We start from the raw sequence: 16,488 nt of genomic DNA, 5'->3' as shown, positions 1-16,488 counted from the left end.
GGCCTGGCCCCCCTCGGCCTGGCCCCCCTCGGCCTGGCCCCCCTCGGCCTGCCCCCCCTCGGCCTGGCGGCCTTCGCCCCCGGAGTATTTCCGGAAAGATGAAACGGCCTAAATCCCGGGCTATTTCCTGAGGTCGCGGCGGATGCCCATGTTTTCGGCGTTGGAGAAGGAGCAGGTTTTGCAGATGCCGAATTGCTTGAGGAAGCCGCGCTTGCGGGCGCGGGCGGCTTCATCCGAACGGTAGGCGGCCAGAAAGCCGTCCTGCTCGACATTCGGCAGCTGAATCACCTGGTCGTAGTCGATGCAGCACAGGCCCAGATCGCCGTTCCAGAACACCACCGACTGGAACAGCGGCACCGTGCACATTGCGTGGCTGGTGTGGCGCGGGTGGCGGCGCAACTCCTTCTGGCGCGGCAGGAAATGGGCAAATTCGCGTTTCTGGTCGGCGGAAGTGTAGGAGCCGATCGAGAACGTCTTGAACCGCACCCGGTCAAAGCCTGCGTTCCGTGCCCAGTCTTCCATTTCGTCCATCTGCGGTTCGGAATAGCTGGTCAGCAGTGTTTGCAGCACTGTGACCGGGGTTTTGAAACCCAGGTCCTTTTTGATGTTCAGGAACCCTTCGATGCTGGCCTTGACCTTGTCGAAGTCGGAGTTGACCCGATAGGTTTCCTGCGCCTCCTTCGAGAAACCGTCCATGCAAAGGTTCACGCGGGCAAGGCCTGAGCGGATCAGGCGCTCGCTCATCTCCGGCGTCAGCCGGGTTGCATTGGTCGACAGATAGGTATCGTGGCCGTTTTCATGGGCGTAGGCGATGAAATCGGGCAAGTCCTTGTGCAGGGTCGGCTCGCCCGAAAAGCTGAAGTAGATCGCGGGTTTTTCCGGCTGGTCCTTGAAGTCGTCGATGATTTTGCGGAACACCTTCGGCTTCATCATGCCGCGCTTGCGCTGCATAGCAAAAGTAACCGGGCACACCGGGCAGCGCAGGTTGCAGCTGTTGGTGGCGTCGATGATGATAATTTTTGGCGGCCGCCGGAAGTACGCCAGCGGCAGCAGCCTGGCCAGCAGATGCAGAGCCCGTTCATGCAGCCCCGGCGGTTTGGCGGGCAGGTCTGGCTGCGCTGTTTCCGGCTTCAGGTCCGGAGCGGGGGCTAGATCTTCCATACGTTGACCTCGATTTGCTGCGTACGGGTTCCACCTTAAGCGCCGGGAGAGGTGTGGCAAGCCTTTGCAGGGCCACATTGTTGAGCATTGCGTGAGCGGCCCGGCGGCGCAGATGCGCCCGGTCTTGGCCGGTTCCGGCCGGGATTGCTGCCTTCAATTGGTGTCAGCTGGGCGCCGCAAAGGGCGGCAATATGCAGGAAGCCAAGCGCGGATCTGCTGCGCCGTGCGGTCGGACCGGTTGTATGACGATAACCGCCGGTGTGGATCCGCGCTATCTGGACAGCGTCCAGCCGCATCACCGACTCAACAAATACGCGTCAGGGGACCGCCACGAAGGTCTGCCCGCCTTCGGCTGAATGCGCTGATCCAGGATCCGGGCCCGGAGCAGGCCGCCGCACCGCGCGGCGGCACGCGCGCCTGTGTCCGCACTGGAAGGGCCTCCGAACCTGCACCGGAACTTCCGGACTGACCTTGGCCACGGGGCGTTCCCCGCGGCGGAGGCTTGAGCGGCGGCCTTGCCACGGGTTATTTCGAGAAACTCATGGGCAGGTTAAAGCTGATTTGATTGATCTGCAGCTCTTTCGGGGCCGGCGGGAACTTGCCGGCTCGGGCAACGGCACGCAACGCCGCCTGATCAAAGGCAGCGACGCCTGAGGACTTCGCAACCCGGTGGCTCAGCAACTGGCCTGATTTGGAGACTGTAAGCCGCACCACAACCTGGCCATTGCCGCTGGCGCCGGCGGGATAGCGTTTGCGCCGTTCCACACGGGCACGGATCCTGGCGCCCCAGATACTGCGCAGCTTGGCCCGGCGGCCGGCCTCTGCAGTTGCCGCCTGTGCCCCGCCGGATTGTCCAGCCTGAGTGTTGCCGCCCGATCCCGCGGCGCGCTGTTCAGCCCGCCCGGCGGAGGCCTGCTGGGATTTACGGGCCTGCTGGGCCTGCGGTTTGGGCGCAGGTTTGGTCTCCGGCTCCAGCTTCGGTTCTGGTTGCCGCGGCGGAGGCGCCGGTGCAGTAACTATCTGCAGAACATCCGCTCTCGCTGGTTTGGGCATGGCGATCTGTGCCGCGGCCCGCGGTGCCTGGGCAAGAGCCGGCAGCGGCAGGGCAGGGGCGTCGACCGGCGGCAGCGGTTCAACAGTTTGGGCCTCAATCTGCGGCGTAGTCTGCGGCGGGCGTTCCCAAGCCTCAACCATTTCTGCCACCGCTTGAGGCGCCGCCTGTATCGACACCATCGCAGTGCCGCCCGCACCGCTGGATTGGGTGCCGGAACCGGGCATGCGGGCAAACAGCGCCACATGGATCAACACGGCAAGTCCGGCAAAGACGGTAAGTTCGGCGGCACGTTTCATGGCTGGCGGACCACCAGTTCAGCCTGGCTCAGCCCTGCTGCCGCCAGCCGGCGCAGAATTCGGGCAAGGGCTTTTGCCTCCAGCCGGGCATCGGCGCGCAATTGCAGCGCCTCGGTGCCGGCACTGACCGCCGCCAGCCGTGCGAGGGCTCCGTCGCCTTCGATCCCATCGAAATAGATCCGGCCTTCGGCATTGATGTGCAGCACAGCGCCGCCTTCGGGTTCCGCCTCAATTGCTGCGTCCGGCGGTATCACCTCAAACGGATCCGGCTGCGCCAGATGCGAGGTCATCAGAAAAAAGATCAGCAGCAGGAATACCACATTGATCATCGGAACGATGGATTCAGTTCGCGGACGGCGGGGCGCCTCTGTCAGGTCCATGCGGGTCTCCTTATTCCACCAATACAAAATTGCTGTAACCCGCCTGCCGCAGCAGCCCTGTCACATCGGTGATGCGCTGCAGGTCGGCACCGTCGCGGCCGCGCAAGATCAGCATATCGGAGGGGTTCCGCATCAGCGGTGCCAGTGCCTGGATCAGGTTGCTGTCTGCCACCGGCACGCCATTCACATCCAGATTGCCCGCACCGATGCCGACCAGCCGCGGCGGTCCAGTGTAATTGCCGCCCTGCGCAGCCAGCGGCAGCTGCAGCACCGCATCGGTGCCAAACCGCGACGCCAGCATGAAGAAAACCAAAAGCAGAAACACCACGTCGATCATGGGTGTCAGGCTTGGCTTGCGCCGCGGCTTCAGGGGGCGGGTGAACTCCATCGGGCTACTCGGCCGCCAGCTTCAGCGGCTGCGGATCATGGGCGATAAAGATACGGGTGGCGCTGTCTTCAAGATCGCGGCGGATGCGGGAGATCACTGCTTCAAACCAGGTCAGCGCGGCCGAGGCGGGGATCGCCACTGCCATGCCTGCCGCAGTGGTCAGCAGCGCCTCCCAGATGCCGCCTGCCAGCAGGGCGGGGTCGGCCTTGGAACCGGCCGCCTGCAATGCCTGGAAGGCGGCAATCATGCCCAGAACGGTGCCCAGCAGACCCAGAAGCGGGGCGATGGTTGCAATCAGCTCCAGTGCGCCAAGACCGGCGGAAGCGCTGGCAAGATGCAGTTTGGCCACCCGGGCGGTTTCTTCGCGGGCGCGGTCCTCGGGCAGGGTCGCGGCGGCGGCCAGTGCTGCGCCGACGACTTGGGAACGCACGCCGATCCGGTTTTTGACGATGGATTGGGCCGCGGCGCGGTCCCCGCGTTCAAAGGCGTCCACGGCCTGGCCTGCCTTGCCGCGCGACCAGGCGCCGATCAGCGCCAGACGCCAGATCTTCCATAGGATCAGCGCCAATGTGACCACCGACAAGACGGCGATCGCCCAGATGGAAGGGCCGCCATCGCGAAGAAATTTCAGTGCCTTGGACGATGCGTCAATTGCTATCTGGGCCAGCTCATCCTGACTGGAGAGCGGGTCTGAAAGGGGGGCAGTGCCAGCCTCAGTTACGGCAAAGGCATCCCCGCCGGCCTCTGGAACTTCAAGCCCCGGCGCGGAGGGCGGCAGCTGAGGCACAGCGCCCCCGGGCGCGCCAAATGCAATATCCGGCACTGGCGCGGCAGGGGTTTCCTGGGCTGCCGCCCAAGCTGCGGCGAACATCAAAAACGCCGCCAGCGCTGCAGAGAAACGATTGATCATGACTGGCTCCAATATGCTGCAATATAACTGGTTTTGGGACATTCCCGCCCTGCATTGAACGCCACGCGGAGGTGCCGGGCCTCTGCCTTTTCACAGGCAAACCAAAGGAAATACCAGGGGTATTGCCCTCGCTCCGCCAGCGTGCGCTCTGCAAATGTGCCGCTGCCACTGCTGCCGGGCAGCATCATTGCCTCTGTGCGGCCGGAGACTGTCATCCTAGAGCCCTCCCCGCAGCAGATGATCCCGCGTATAATCCAGGCTCAGCCGTCTGGAATGCGACAGCGCCGATGCCAGCTGATGGCCGGCACGGATCCCGCGCCCGTCCCGGAACGCCCGGCAAAACAAACCGCGGCAGGCTGGCTGCGCGGATCTGGCTCGCGGCGGTTTCAGCCTTGGCCACAGCATCACAAAACCTTTCCGGTCTACGGCCCCAGGATCTCCTGCAGACCATGTTCTTAGGGAGTGGCTGGACCGGCTGCGGAATAAGATGAGCCGCCGATGTCTTGCTGAATTCACGCCTCCATGGCGCGGGAAGCCGTAAGAAGTCTTAGTTGTTTTGTCAAGAATTTTTCGTGCGCCAGCAAACAGGTCCCGCCGGCTGCCGTTACGGCAAAGCGGACACGGGTTGGAAGGGTCCGGATCCGGGATCTGATGCCGGCCCGTAGGGGGACCCCCAGGAGGCACCGGTCAACGCGGCTGCGGAACTGGCTTACTGCTTTCTGATCGCGTTGAACCATTCCGCCATGAAACGCCTGCGCTTTTCGGCGTCCTGATACACCAGCAGGCCAGGCCCCAGCTGGATCAGCCGTTTCGAGTTTGCCGCGCCGATGAACTCCGCGGACGGGGGGTGGAACGGGTATTCAGCGCCCGGCGGCTGCGACCAGGCTGCATATGCCAGATGGTCAACAAACCGCTGCGCCAGATCAGGCTGCCCGCCGCCGCTCAACAGCACCGCAGACCGCATCATCAGATGGGTATAGTCTTCCGGGTCGATGACAATGATCTTGTCTTTCAGGTCCTGCCGTGCCCGCGCGTAGCTGCCTAAAACATTGTAAGCAATAAGGATCTCTCCAACAGCAATGTCTTCAATCATACTGGCAGAGCAGCAATACAGGACCGGTTCAAGGCTGCCGGTGACTTCCATCAGCCGCCAGTAAGTTTCGGACGTCCGCGCATCCTGTGTCGCAAACAGATACCCCAGCCCGCTGAGCGCCACATCATAAGTGCCCACTTTGCCCAGGAACCTCTCCGGTTCTGCCCGCATGAGCGCAATCAGATCCTGGCGTGTGCGTGGAATATCCCGGCCTCGGAAACCGGCCGCGGATACCACAACAGACGCAGGCTCAAGCGAAAACGCAAACACATGATCCCGCCATTTCCCCCAGTCCGGGATCAGCGCAGTAAATGCGGACTGATGGGGCCGGGTGAACCCGTCGTTTGCCAGTTTGGTCTGCAGATCCATTGCCGAGGACAGCGCCACGTCAAACTGCTCTTCTCCTTTGAGCACCGCTTTCATCACCTCGCTGCTGTTGGCGACGGTATAGTCTACAGCTGTCCCGGGGTGCTTTTGCAGGAAGCTTTCAATGAGAGGGGCAAGAATAGCTGTGTCAGTGGTCGAAATGATCCGCAGCGGCGTGCCGTCTTGCGGACCGATCCAGTGCCTTTCCTCCACCTCAAAGCCAGCGGCCGCCAGCGTTGCAAGGGTCAAGAAGGTCAGTGCAAGGGAAAGCAAAGCGTTACGCACGCGCCTGTTCCTGTCTGGCTGTTTTCAATGATCAGCTTTCCGCCATGGGCTTCGGCCACCTCGCGGGCAATTGTCAGCCCCAGCCCTGAACCAGTTGTATTCCGGGCGTTGGCGCCGCGAACAAAACGGCGGGTCAGCGCTTCTGTGTCTTCGCATTTAAACCCGCCCGCCTGATCTTCTATTTCTATGCACGCGCAGCCGCCGCGGCAGACTGCACGAATCCAGACTTCGCTGTCCCGGCCGGAATATTTGATGGCGTTGTCCAGAATATTGCGGACCGCGTTTTGCAGCAGAATGCCATCGCCCGGAAGTCTGATGGTTTCCTGGCCTTCGAAATGCAGGGACATATCCTTCAGTTCGGCCACCGGCTGCAGCCGCTCAGCCAGGTCCCGGGCAAGTTCCGTCAGATTGACGTCCTCAAGTTCCAGGCTGTCCGTCCGGAACGAGACCATGGCGTGGTCCAGCAGCTGCCCCGCCGCGCGGGAGCTTTCGTCGATGGCGCGGATCATTTCACGCAGGCTGGTCCGCTTGTTTTCATTTTCTATCCGCATCAGGGTGACCTCGGCCTGCGCGCGCACCGTTGCCAGCGGCGTGCGCACCCGGTGCGCGGCCTCGGCGATGAAATCCTCGGACCGGGCCAGTGATGTCTGCAGACGGCTGATAAAACTGTTGAGCGAGGACACCAGCGGCGACATCTCGGAGGGTACCGGACGGGATACCGGGCGCAGGTCTTTGGGGCCGCGGCGCGAAATTGCCTCGGTCAAGGATCTGAGCGGGGTAATGCTGGACTGGGTGGACCAGAATGCGAGGCCGGATGCCAGCACGAAGAACCCCACACCGAGGTACAGCGCGGACCACGAAAGCTGCGCCAGCAAGGCAGCCTGGCCTGACCGGGTCTGGGCAACCGAAACCTGAACAGCAACCGGCGCGCCCTCAACGGACAGCCGCCGGAAAAGGGTCACCGACCGGATGCTTTCCGCCTTGTAGCGCGCGGTTTGAAACAAGGGCTGACCCGGCTGGACGGGCGGCCCGGCCACCGGCAGATCCGCATATCCGGTCAGCACACCTGCCGGCGTTGCGATCTGGTAAAACACCCGGTCATCGCTCACATTGCCCAGCATGGACAGGGCGGCATAGGGGATGTCTGCAGTAATTTCACCGGACTGGACGGAAACCGACTCCAGGATAGAAGTTGCTGACGCCAGCAAGATCCTGTCATGGCTTTCTTCCGCAACATTGCGGACAAACCCCAGCACTGCCAGGAACAGAAGAGCGGCCAGAAGTGCGGCGCTGCCCATTAGCTGCAGCAGCAGCCGCCGGCGGATCGATCCGCTGACATTGACCGTTGCGCTCATTCCAGCGACAACCGGTAACCAAGCCCGCGCACAGTGGTGATCTCTGCCCCGGATCCGGCCAAATGCTTGCGCAGCCTGGCGACATAGACCTCAATCGCGTTTTCCGATACCTCTTCGTCATAGGAAAACAGCCTGTCCACCAGTTTGGACTTGGAGAATATCCGGTCCGGCGCATTCAGAAACACCTCCAGAAGCCGTAACTCCCGGTTCCGCAAACTGATGGTCTTTCCGCCGGACGACAGGGTGCCTGCCATCGGATCGAACAGCAAATTTGCGAATCGCCGCAGGTTGGAACTGCCGCCTCCGCGGCGGCGCAGCACTGCCCGGCAGCGGGCCTCCAGCTCGGAAAAATCGAACGGTTTGGTCAGATAATCATCGGCGCCAAGATCCAGCATGCCAACCCGGTCCGAGACCTCCGAACGGGCAGTCAGCACAATGACAGGTGTTTCTTTCCGGTTATCGCGGTGGTTCTTCAGAAAGCTGCGGCCATCACCGTCCGGGAGCATAATATCTAATAAAATCAGATCATAATCGGTGGTGTCGGAAAATGCACATGCCGTGCCGGCATCGGGGGCATGGTCCACAGCATGCCCGTCCAGCCGCAGCCGGGCCTGAATAGCATTTGCCAGGCTTTCATTATCCTCAACCAGCAGGAAGCGCATAGCGGTTCATCCTTTCCGAGCGCCGTATGACAGAGCTGTGACAGGTCCGTGTCAGCTTGCTGTGCTCCCCTTCAGTCATGAGCGGCGAGACCGCGATTTGTCAAATGGGAGGACAAGATGAGCAATTGGAGCCTGACGCGGCGGACTGTGATCGCGGCAGCGGCAGCAGCCATGGCCTTTGGCGCACCGGCCAATGCCGAAGAGAAGGTGCTCGACAGCATCCACTTTCTGATACCCGGCGGGGCGGGCGGCGGCTGGGACGGAACCGCGCGCGGCACCGGCGAAGCGCTGACAGCTTCCGGCCTGGTCGGCAAGGCCTCCTACGAAAACATGTCCGGCGGCGGCGGCGGCAAGGCTATCGGCTATTTGATCGAGAACGCCGCCAGCCAGCACGGCACGCTGATGGTGAACTCCACCCCTATCGTGATCCGTTCACTGACCGGTGTGTTTCCGCAGAACTTCCGCGACCTGACGCTGGTGGCGGGCACCATTGGCGATTACGCGGCCTTTGTGGTTGGCAAGGACAGCCCGATCAATTCGATGGCCGACCTTCTGGCCGCCTATAAGGCGGATCCGCGCGGCACCGCCGTTGGCGGCGGTTCGGTTCCGGGCGGCATGGACCATCTGGTTGCAGCCATGGTGATGCAGGCCGCAGGCGAAGACCCGACCGCGGTGAAATACATCCCCTATGACGCCGGCGGCAAAGCCATGGCGGCGCTGCTTTCCGGTGAAATATCGGCGCTCAGCACCGGGTTTTCCGAGGCCATCGATCTGGCCAATGCGGGTGAGGTGAAGATCATCGGTGTAACATCCGAGGAGCGGGTGGACAGCTACCCGGATGCCCCGACGATGAAGGAGCAGGGGCTCGACACCGCATTTGTAAACTGGCGCGGTTTCTTCGCTGCGCCGGGGCTGCCGGAAGACCGGCTGACGGCCTTTCAGGCCGCGCTGGCCAAGATGTACGCCACCCCCGAATGGGAAGAGGTCCGGACCCGCAACGGCTGGGTCAACATTCACAATTCGGGTGAGGATTTCCGCAGCTTCCTGGAAGCACAGGAACAGGTTATCGGCGATCTGATGAAACAGCTCGGATTCCTCTGACCGGGCGGCCTGGCGCGCCCGGTCTATGCGAGGGTTCCACCCGCGCGCTGCCGGGGGCGCCGCGCAATGCGCGGCGGGGGCAGCGCCCCCGGCCCCGCAAAATAAAACACGACAGCCGGAGTTGAATATGGCCCTCGACAGATGGATTGCCCTGATCATTCTGATGATCTGCCTTGCCTATGGCTATACGGCGTTTTTCACCATGGATGGCGCGCTGCCGCCGTTTATGAAACGCAACCCGATCTGGCCCAGCACCTTTCCCAAGCTCCTGTCGGTGATGGCCATTTTTACAGCGCTTTATGTGCTGCTGGGGCTGGAAAAGGGGGCGGATGAGCCAAAGCCGATGGAAATCAATTACCGGCGGCTGACGGACTACAAGCTTGGCCAGGCGCTTTTGCTGCTGGGGATGATGACCGCCTATGCACTGCTGCTGCGCCCCGCGGGATTTCTGCCTGCAACCGTCGCTTTTCTGGCAGCCGGAGCCTTTGTCCTGGGGGAGCGCAAACTGCACATCCTGCTTCCCATCGCGGCCGCGGCTGCAGGTGTGGTCTGGTATTTGGTGCAGGAAGTGCTGGGGATCTTTCTCAGCCCCTGGCCTGCAATTCTGACACACGGAGGCTGATATGCTTGAAGGCATCCTGACCGGTCTTGAAACGGCCTTTTCCCTTACCAACCTGCTGATGGTCATCGGCGGCTGCCTGATCGGCACATTCATCGGCATGCTGCCGGGGCTGGGGCCGATGTCGATTATCGCCATAATGATCCCGGTGGCGATCTCCATCGGCGATCCCTCCGCCGCGCTGATCCTGTTGGCCGGTGTCTACTACGGGGCGATCTTTGGCGGCTCCACCTCGTCGATCCTGATCAACGCACCCGGCGTTGCCTCCACCGTGGCCACATCGTTTGACGGGTATCCGCTGGCGCGCCAGGGCAAGGCCGGCAAGGCGCTGACGGTCGCTGCCATTGCGTCTTTTTCCGGCGGCACCATTGGCGCGATCCTGCTGATGGTCTTTGCCCCGGCTTTGGCGACAGTTGCGCTGTTGTTCCATTCGGCTGAATATTTCGCGCTGATGGTGGTGGGGCTTTCGGCCATTGCCGCCTTTGCCGGATCCGGACAGGCGGGCAAGGCGGTGCTGATGACCCTCATGGGGCTGATCATGGCCACGGTGGGCGAGGGCGCGCTCTTCAACATGCCGCGCTTCACCATGGGCATCATGGACCTGCAATCAGGTTTCGGGTTTATCACCCTCGCGATGGCGATGTTCGCACTGCCCGAAGCGATGTATCTGGTGCTCGACCCGTCCCGGTCCAAGACCGGTGGCGACAGCAGCGAGATCAAGGACCTGCGGATCACCCGTGCGGAAGCCAAAGCCATCATCCCGGTGATCGGACGGCAGTCGATCCAGGGATTTCTGATCGGTGTCCTGCCCGGGGCCGGCGCCACGATCGCCTCGTTCCTTGGCTATGCGGTGGAGCGTAATCTCGCCCCGAAAGAAGAGCAGGAGCAATTCGGCAAAGGATCTATTAAGGGCCTCGCCGCGCCGGAGAGCGCCAACAATGCCGCTTGCACCGGTTCTTTTGTGCCGCTCTTGACGCTGGGCATCCCGGGATCGGGCACTACCGCCATCCTGCTGGGGGCGCTGATAGCATTGAATGTCTCGCCTGGCCCCCGTCTGATGATAGATGAGCCGCAGATTTTCTGGGCGGTGATTATCTCAATGTATCTGGGCAACCTGATCCTGCTGATTCTGAACCTGCCGCTGATCCCCTATATCGCCAAGGTGCTGGCGGTGCCGCGCACTTACCTGATCCCCTTCATTCTCTTTTTCACCTTGATGGGGGCCTATATCGGGCAGAACAACGCAACCGAACTGCTGATCCTGGTGGGGCTGGGCATTTGCGCAACGGTGCTTCGGTTTGCGGACTACCCGCTGGCGCCCTTGCTGATCGGCTTCATTCTGGGCTCCATGCTGGAGAACAACTTTGCCCGCTCCATGCAGCTTTATGACGGGCTCGGGTTCATCCTGGAACGGCCGATGACGCTTGGCCTTCTGGGGCTGGCTGTCATACTTGTGCTGCTGCCTGGTTACCGCGCAAGGCGGGCCCGCCTGCGGGCCGAGGGAACTGCCGATGCAGACTGACAAAGAATTTGGAAGGCTTCGGCCTTCCATACTTCCAGCCCGGCGGCAAAGCTCAGGCGCTCCACCCGTTCAGGGCTGAAACTGTCCACTGGTCCGCTGAAATTTCCTCGCAGGCCTGCAATAGACCATCCTTTCAATCAATGAGGGATTAGGCGGTTCCCTCTGCCGAACACCGCAACGGCTAAATGTGCTTTCTTTGCAGGGGCATCCTTCCACGCGGCCTTGCTCTAGGCCTATGGCCGCTTCCTGCGCTTTGCGTTCAACCAGGCCGCCGCCTCGGTCGTCCGCTGCTTGCGTATTTCTGACATCGGTTCTGGCCACGGCGAACGACCGCTGCCCGCGGTTCGTACTCATGCCTTGCCTAATGCTGCACCCGGACGACGTTGCCTTGGCCCTGTTTTCCCGCTGCTGAATTCGAGGGTCTGCTGGAACGCAGGAGCGGTGTTTGGGCTGCAGCGCGTGGGAGGCACCTTCAAAAGGCCAAGTGCGTCTCGATGAAGTCGGCGCGTCGTGCGGTGCCGGTGCGGGGAAGTTCCACTATCTCGTATCCGAGCGCGGCGTAGGTCTCGCGCATGACTGCGCAGGTCACTTCGGCCTCGGCCCGGCTTTGCGTGCGCTCTGCGTCCTGAGTGAAAATATCGTTCCAGTAAGGCGCCAGGAAGACGCGATGGTTGTAGCGGGCCGTCCGGGCCGCTGCAGCGACGTGGGGCGGCACGGGGAGGCCGCAGAGCGTCAGGTAGCCCACGATGTCGGGAATGCCGCGGTCGAAGATAACCGGGCCTGAGAGGGCTTGTGCCGCGCTGTAGGCGCGCAGGTCTTGCTCCAGCATCCGTTCGGCATAGGCCATGCGGCCGGCCCAGGGGAGGGCATCACCGCCGCTCTGCATCTCTGCGCGGATGATCGCGCGGCCGGATTCGGGGATTGTGTGGAAGCCGCGGCGGGCAAACTCGGTGATCAGGCTGGTCTTGCCCGCACCCGGGCCGCCTGTCACGACGAAGAAATGGTCACTCATGAGCCATCCTCGGGTTTGACAAGGGAAAGGGCTGCGAAGCGATCAACACGCCGAAAAGGCGCGGATCAAAGCAGCATGGATTTTCGTAGGGAAAATAGCACCTGTCTGCGCAGCAGAGGCAAATTCTCTGACGGGAACGGCAGAACTGTCTGAGCTTTTATGAAGATTTGGTGGAGCCTAGGAGGATCGAACTCCTGACCTCCTGCATGCCATGCAGGCGCTCTCCCAGCTGAGCTAAGGCCCCAAACCTGTCCGCTTTCCAGTGTCCGTTCCGTCTCCGGTGCGGTCCGTCTTGCGGTGTGAGCGTCGTTTAAGGGACGGCGGCGCAGGCTGCAAGCGGAAAATGCGCCGGGTTCCAAACTTTTTTCCCGGCACTGCCGGAGGGCTGCCCGGGGAAGGCAAGGCGCGTCCCCGGGCGGCTGGAAATACCTTAGGAATCGTCCTCTGGGGTCGACATGTCGGCAATCTCTTCCAGCGGGACGTTGTCCTCGTCATCGTCGTCGTCCAGGACATCATCGCCCAGATCAACATCGACGTCGTCGTCATCTTCCAGAACCGCGTCATCCCCTTCGAGGTTCTCTTTGGCCTTCAGGGTGGCCGCATCTTCGGCATCGGCTTCGATCATCCGGGTCTTGCCGGTGTCCAGCTCGACGGCCTCGCCCGTGTAGGGGCTGACAACCGGGTTCTTGTTCAGGTCATAAAAGCGCTTGCCAGTGGTGGGGCAGACGCGCTTTACACCCCATTCTTCCTTGGGCATGTGGATCCCCTTGATTTACTGGTGAGTCGTATCGACGATTCCGGTGCCTTGCCATATGAGGGGGGGACTGTCAAAGCCTTTGCCGGAAAGGGGGCGCGCGCATGGCCACACATCACCTGCCCGGAGACCCGCCGGTGCCGCTGACTTTGCGGCGGTCGGCACGGGCGCGGCGGATCAGCCTGCGGATCTCTTCGCTGGACGGGCGGGTGACGCTGACATTGCCCAAAAGCCTGCCGGAACGGGCCGCACTCGCCTTTGCCGAGGAGAAGGCGGACTGGATCCGGTCGCATCTGGAAAAGCATCCCGAAACGGTGGAGGCGGGGTTCGGCACCCTGCTGCCGGTCGATGGCCAGAACCGGGTGGTTGAGCGCGCGCCGGGGCGGCGCATCCAGCTGGATGCGGGCCGCATTGCGGTGCCGGGTGACAATCCGGGACGGGTCTTGCAGCGCTGTCTGAAGGAGCTGGCGCGCAACCGGCTGGCCGAGGCGTCGGATTTCTATGCCGCCCGGCTGGGCAAAGGCTACAGCCGTCTGACCTTGCGCGATACCCGGTCGCGCTGGGGGTCCTGCACCGCCGATGGCGCGCTGATGTATTCCTGGCGGCTGATCCTGGCGCCGCCCGCGGTGCTGCGCTATGTCGCCGCCCATGAGGTGGCGCATCTGCAGGAGATGAACCATTCGGCAGCTTTCTGGGCGGTGGTTGAACGCCTTTACGGCCAATACGAGGCGCCGCGGGCCTGGTTGCGCGAAAACGGCGCCGGCCTCCACCGTTACCGGTTCGGCGAATAGCGGCAAGGCTTTGACCCCGCGGATGCGCGGGCTAAGCTTCTGGCAGGTACCTGTTTCCAGTTTTACCGGTTCTTGAGGCTTGCCCGTGTCAGACAAACCGCAACGACGCCTTGCTGCCATATTTGTGCTGGATGTCTCTGGCTTCAGCCGGCTGATGGCCGAGGATGAGGCGGGCACGCTGAACCAGCTTCTGGCGCAGCAGCAAAGCCTGATCGCCCCGGCGATCCGCAGCCATGAGGGCCGGATCATCAAGCTGATGGGCGACGGGGTGCTGGCGATTTTTCCCAGCGTGATCTCGGCGGTGGAGGCGGCAGCCGGGATCCAGGCCGCCGCCGCCCGCAACCGCCACCTCCAGCTTCGGATCGGCATCACCCTAGGCGAGGTGCTGATTGCCCAGGGTGATATTTATGGCGATGACGTCAATATCGCGGCCCGGCTGGAGGCTTTGGCACCGCTTGGGGGGGTGGCCCTGTCGGCCGAAGCATACGGCCAGGTGCGGGGCCGCATTCCTTATGCGTTCAAGGACCTGGGCCTGCATGAGGTCAAGAACATTCCCGAGCCTGTGCAGGTTTATGTGCTCGGCGACGAGCTGACCTCGCTGCCCAGTCTGCACCCGGCCGCCGCATCAGAAAATGCGGTCCGGGCAGCTTCGCCACCGCGCCGGCGGGCCGGGCGGCCTGTGTGGCTGGCGCTGGCTGCGTTTACGGTTCTGGCTGCGGCGGGCGGCGGCTGGTGGGCCGCGGGCATGCCGGGTCTGCAAGGGGCGTGGCAGACGGCCGGCGGGGCTGAGCAGACGCGGCCGCTGGTTGCCGTGCTTCCATTCACGGCGGCCTCGGCATCTCCCGAACTGGCTCAGGCGGTCACCGGCGAGGTGATCCGCGCGCTTGCCGCGGTGCCGGGCCTGGCAGTGGTGGCACCGGCCAGCAGCCGCGCCGCGGCCGGTCTGCCGCCGGACCAGGCGGCGAAACTGCTGGGAACAGAGTTCCTGGTCAGCGGCCACCTGCCTGCTGCTCCGTTGCAGGGGATCCGGCTGGAGATCCGCAGCCCGTCCGGGCAGGCAGCCCTGCCGCCCCGGCCGCAATCCAGCCTGTCCGGGCTGGCACCTGCAGTGGCGGCAGATATTCTCAGCGCCTTCAGCCAGCCGGTGCCTAAGGCCGCGGCGGCGGCAGTGCCGGATCAGGCGCTGATGCAGCTGCTGGCTGCCCGCAGCGAACTGGCGGCCGGCCGGCAGCAAGAGGCCAGGCTGGCCGTGGAACAGGCTTTGCAGCTGGCCCCCGGCCTGGCAGAGGCAAAAGTGCTGCAGGCTGAGCTCGACCTGGATTTGCTGACCGGCCCGCTGGCCCGCCTGCCGCAGCGCGCGGCCAAGGCGGCACAGTTGCTCGAAGGGCTCCCCGAAACACCCGGAACCTTGCGCATCCGCGCCCTTGCGGCGCAGTTCAGCGGCGCAGCGGACACCGCCTTGACCCTTGCCCAGGCGTTGGAACGCTCTTTCCCGAACGATGCAGATGGCCATCTGCTGCGGGCCTGGCTTTTGCAGATGGAGGGGCGGGGCGCCGCCGCCGAGGCTGCCTATGCCACTGCTTTGCGGCTCAATCCGGTGCCGCCTGCGCTGTACCACAGCCTGCGTGCGTCGATGCTGTTTGATGCCGGGCAGGTGGAAGCAGCCGTTGACACTGCCGGTGCGGCGCTGGCGCTGGAACCGCGGGCGCAGCTGGCCCAGGCGGTGCGTTGCGCGGGGCTGGCCACACTGGGCCGGTTTGACGAAGCCGGCAGCGCCTGCGCGCAGCTGCTGGCCGCAGGGCTGACACTGGATCAGGCCGCAGGCGCTTTTCCCTATGCTGCCGGGGCCGGGCCCGGCAGCGCGCTGCAGCGGCTGCGGACGGGGTTCAGCCTGGCAGGGCTGCCTGGACGCCCGTGACCCGTGGCCTGCCACCCACGGCCCGTCTCCCTCTGCCCGTCACCCTCGGCCTGAGATCTGCGGCCTGAGATCTGCAGCCTGCGCCCTGCAGCCCGTGGCCGCTGGCCGTGATCATACGTGCGGATCTATCCGCTTGACCGCGGCGCTATTTGTGATCACTTGAGGGGATGAACCTGACTGCCCGCTCTCCCCAGGACGCTGCCGCCCCGGCCCACGACCGTGTCTACCGCGCTTTGCGCACCCGTATCATGCATGGTGAAATCACCCCCGGCGCGGCGCTGACGCTGCGCGGCATCGGCCGCGAATTCGGAGTTTCGATGACCCCCGCGCGCGAGGCTGTCCGGCGGCTGGCGGCCGAGGGCGCGCTGTTTCTGTCCTCTTCGGGGCGGGTGTCGACGCCGGAGCTTACCAACGAGCGGATCGAAGAGCTGGCCGCCCTGCGCGCACTCCTGGAGGTGGAACTGTCCAGCCGTGCCTTGCCGCGCGCGCATATGGCCCTGATCGACCGGCTGCAGATGATCAACGGAACAGTGGCCGAGATGGTCACCAAACGCGACGCGGTCGGCTATATCCGTACCAATCTGGAGTTCCACCGCACTCTGTATCTGCGCGCCCAGGCGCCGGCCATGCTGGCGATGGCCGAGACCGTCTGGCTGCAGCTGGGCCCCACCATGCGGGCGCTTTACGGCCGGCTGCGCCGCACCGATCCGCCGCAGAACCACCGCCTGATCATCGCGGCGCTGAAGGCTGGGGATGAACCGGGCTTGCGTCTGGCGGTGCGCTCGGATGTGACCCAAGGCCTGCGGCTTCTGGCCGGCTAA

Annotated in this window: 16 protein-coding genes and 1 tRNA gene; 6 read left to right on the top strand and 11 right to left on the bottom strand. The window is 63.6% G+C overall.

Features of this window, described 5'->3' with window-relative positions:
- Positions 1-120: 120 nt before the first annotated feature.
- The 8 genes from VOI29_RS12980 to VOI29_RS12945 all read right to left on the bottom strand — a co-directional run bounded on the left by VOI29_RS12980 (position 121) and on the right by VOI29_RS12945 (position 7,950).
- Positions 121-1,161: a radical SAM protein gene (locus VOI29_RS12980; protein ID WP_323779363.1), complete on the bottom strand. Its 1,041-nt coding sequence runs from the start codon at positions 1,159-1,161 to the stop codon at positions 121-123.
- Positions 1,162-1,686: 525 nt separating this feature from the next.
- Positions 1,687-2,511 (bottom strand): TonB family protein, encoded by an 825-nt coding sequence (locus tag VOI29_RS12975; protein WP_323779361.1) that lies wholly within the window; start codon positions 2,509-2,511, stop codon positions 1,687-1,689.
- Positions 2,508-2,891 (bottom strand): biopolymer transporter ExbD, encoded by a 384-nt coding sequence (locus VOI29_RS12970; protein WP_323779359.1) that lies wholly within the window; start codon positions 2,889-2,891, stop codon positions 2,508-2,510. The genes VOI29_RS12975 and VOI29_RS12970 overlap by 4 nt, the downstream gene beginning before the upstream one ends.
- A 10-nt stretch (positions 2,892-2,901) precedes the next feature.
- Entirely contained in the window at positions 2,902-3,279 is a 378-nt protein-coding gene (locus VOI29_RS12965; protein WP_323779357.1) for a biopolymer transporter ExbD, read from the bottom strand.
- A 4-nt stretch (positions 3,280-3,283) separates the two neighbouring features.
- Positions 3,284-4,189, bottom strand: a complete 906-nt coding sequence (locus tag VOI29_RS12960; RefSeq protein WP_323779355.1) for a MotA/TolQ/ExbB proton channel family protein — start codon at positions 4,187-4,189, stop codon at positions 3,284-3,286.
- 709 nt (positions 4,190-4,898) lie between these two features.
- A complete protein-coding gene (locus VOI29_RS12955; RefSeq protein WP_323779353.1) occupies positions 4,899-5,897 on the bottom strand; it encodes an ABC transporter substrate-binding protein in 999 nt (332 codons plus the stop codon).
- 5 nt (positions 5,898-5,902) lie between these two features.
- The gene (locus VOI29_RS12950; RefSeq protein WP_323779351.1) at positions 5,903-7,288 is read right to left on the bottom strand and encodes a sensor histidine kinase; all 1,386 of its coding nucleotides are present in this window, start codon (positions 7,286-7,288) and stop codon (positions 5,903-5,905) included.
- Positions 7,285-7,950, bottom strand: coding sequence for a response regulator transcription factor (locus VOI29_RS12945; RefSeq protein ID WP_323779349.1), 666 nt, complete (start codon positions 7,948-7,950; stop codon positions 7,285-7,287). Before VOI29_RS12945 ends, VOI29_RS12950 begins: the two co-directional genes overlap by 4 nt.
- Before the next feature lie 117 nt (positions 7,951-8,067).
- Between VOI29_RS12945 and VOI29_RS12940 the strand changes: the two genes are divergently transcribed.
- The 3 genes from VOI29_RS12940 to VOI29_RS12930 all read left to right on the top strand — a co-directional run bounded on the left by VOI29_RS12940 (position 8,068) and on the right by VOI29_RS12930 (position 11,192).
- Positions 8,068-9,051, top strand: coding sequence for a tripartite tricarboxylate transporter substrate binding protein (locus tag VOI29_RS12940; RefSeq protein WP_323779347.1), 984 nt, complete (start codon positions 8,068-8,070; stop codon positions 9,049-9,051).
- Positions 9,052-9,178: 127 nt separating this feature from the next.
- Positions 9,179-9,673, top strand: a complete 495-nt coding sequence (locus VOI29_RS12935) for a tripartite tricarboxylate transporter TctB family protein (RefSeq protein WP_323779346.1) — start codon at positions 9,179-9,181, stop codon at positions 9,671-9,673.
- Between the two features lies 1 nt (position 9,674).
- Positions 9,675-11,192, top strand: coding sequence for a tripartite tricarboxylate transporter permease (locus VOI29_RS12930; RefSeq protein WP_323779344.1), 1,518 nt, complete (start codon positions 9,675-9,677; stop codon positions 11,190-11,192).
- 472 nt (positions 11,193-11,664) lie between these two features.
- Here VOI29_RS12930 and VOI29_RS12925 read toward each other — a convergent pair whose 3' ends face one another.
- The 3 genes from VOI29_RS12925 to VOI29_RS12915 all read right to left on the bottom strand — a co-directional run bounded on the left by VOI29_RS12925 (position 11,665) and on the right by VOI29_RS12915 (position 12,961).
- On the bottom strand, positions 11,665-12,204 hold the full coding sequence (locus VOI29_RS12925; RefSeq protein ID WP_323779342.1) for an AAA family ATPase: 540 nt from the start codon (positions 12,202-12,204) through the stop codon (positions 11,665-11,667).
- A 168-nt stretch (positions 12,205-12,372) separates the two neighbouring features.
- Positions 12,373-12,448, bottom strand: a tRNA-Ala gene (locus VOI29_RS12920).
- A 186-nt stretch (positions 12,449-12,634) separates the two neighbouring features.
- Positions 12,635-12,961, bottom strand: coding sequence for a TIGR02300 family protein (locus VOI29_RS12915; RefSeq protein WP_323779340.1), 327 nt, complete (start codon positions 12,959-12,961; stop codon positions 12,635-12,637).
- 101 nt (positions 12,962-13,062) lie between these two features.
- Between VOI29_RS12915 and VOI29_RS12910 the strand changes: the two genes are divergently transcribed.
- The 3 genes from VOI29_RS12910 to VOI29_RS12900 all read left to right on the top strand — a co-directional run bounded on the left by VOI29_RS12910 (position 13,063) and on the right by VOI29_RS12900 (position 16,488).
- Complete coding sequence (locus VOI29_RS12910) at positions 13,063-13,749, top strand: SprT family zinc-dependent metalloprotease (protein ID WP_323779338.1); 687 nt, start codon at positions 13,063-13,065, stop codon at positions 13,747-13,749.
- 124 nt (positions 13,750-13,873) lie between these two features.
- The gene (locus VOI29_RS12905; RefSeq protein WP_323779336.1) at positions 13,874-15,667 is read left to right on the top strand and encodes an adenylate/guanylate cyclase domain-containing protein; all 1,794 of its coding nucleotides are present in this window, start codon (positions 13,874-13,876) and stop codon (positions 15,665-15,667) included.
- A gap of 167 nt (positions 15,668-15,834) precedes the next feature.
- Positions 15,835-16,488: a GntR family transcriptional regulator gene (locus VOI29_RS12900; RefSeq protein WP_129369684.1), complete on the top strand. Its 654-nt coding sequence runs from the start codon at positions 15,835-15,837 to the stop codon at positions 16,486-16,488.

The organism is Leisingera sp., assembly GCF_034669605.1.
Classification (GTDB): Bacteria; Pseudomonadota; Alphaproteobacteria; order Rhodobacterales; family Rhodobacteraceae; genus Leisingera.
Note: the sequence above shows the minus strand (reverse complement) of the source record. Positions and strands in the feature narration are given on the sequence as shown.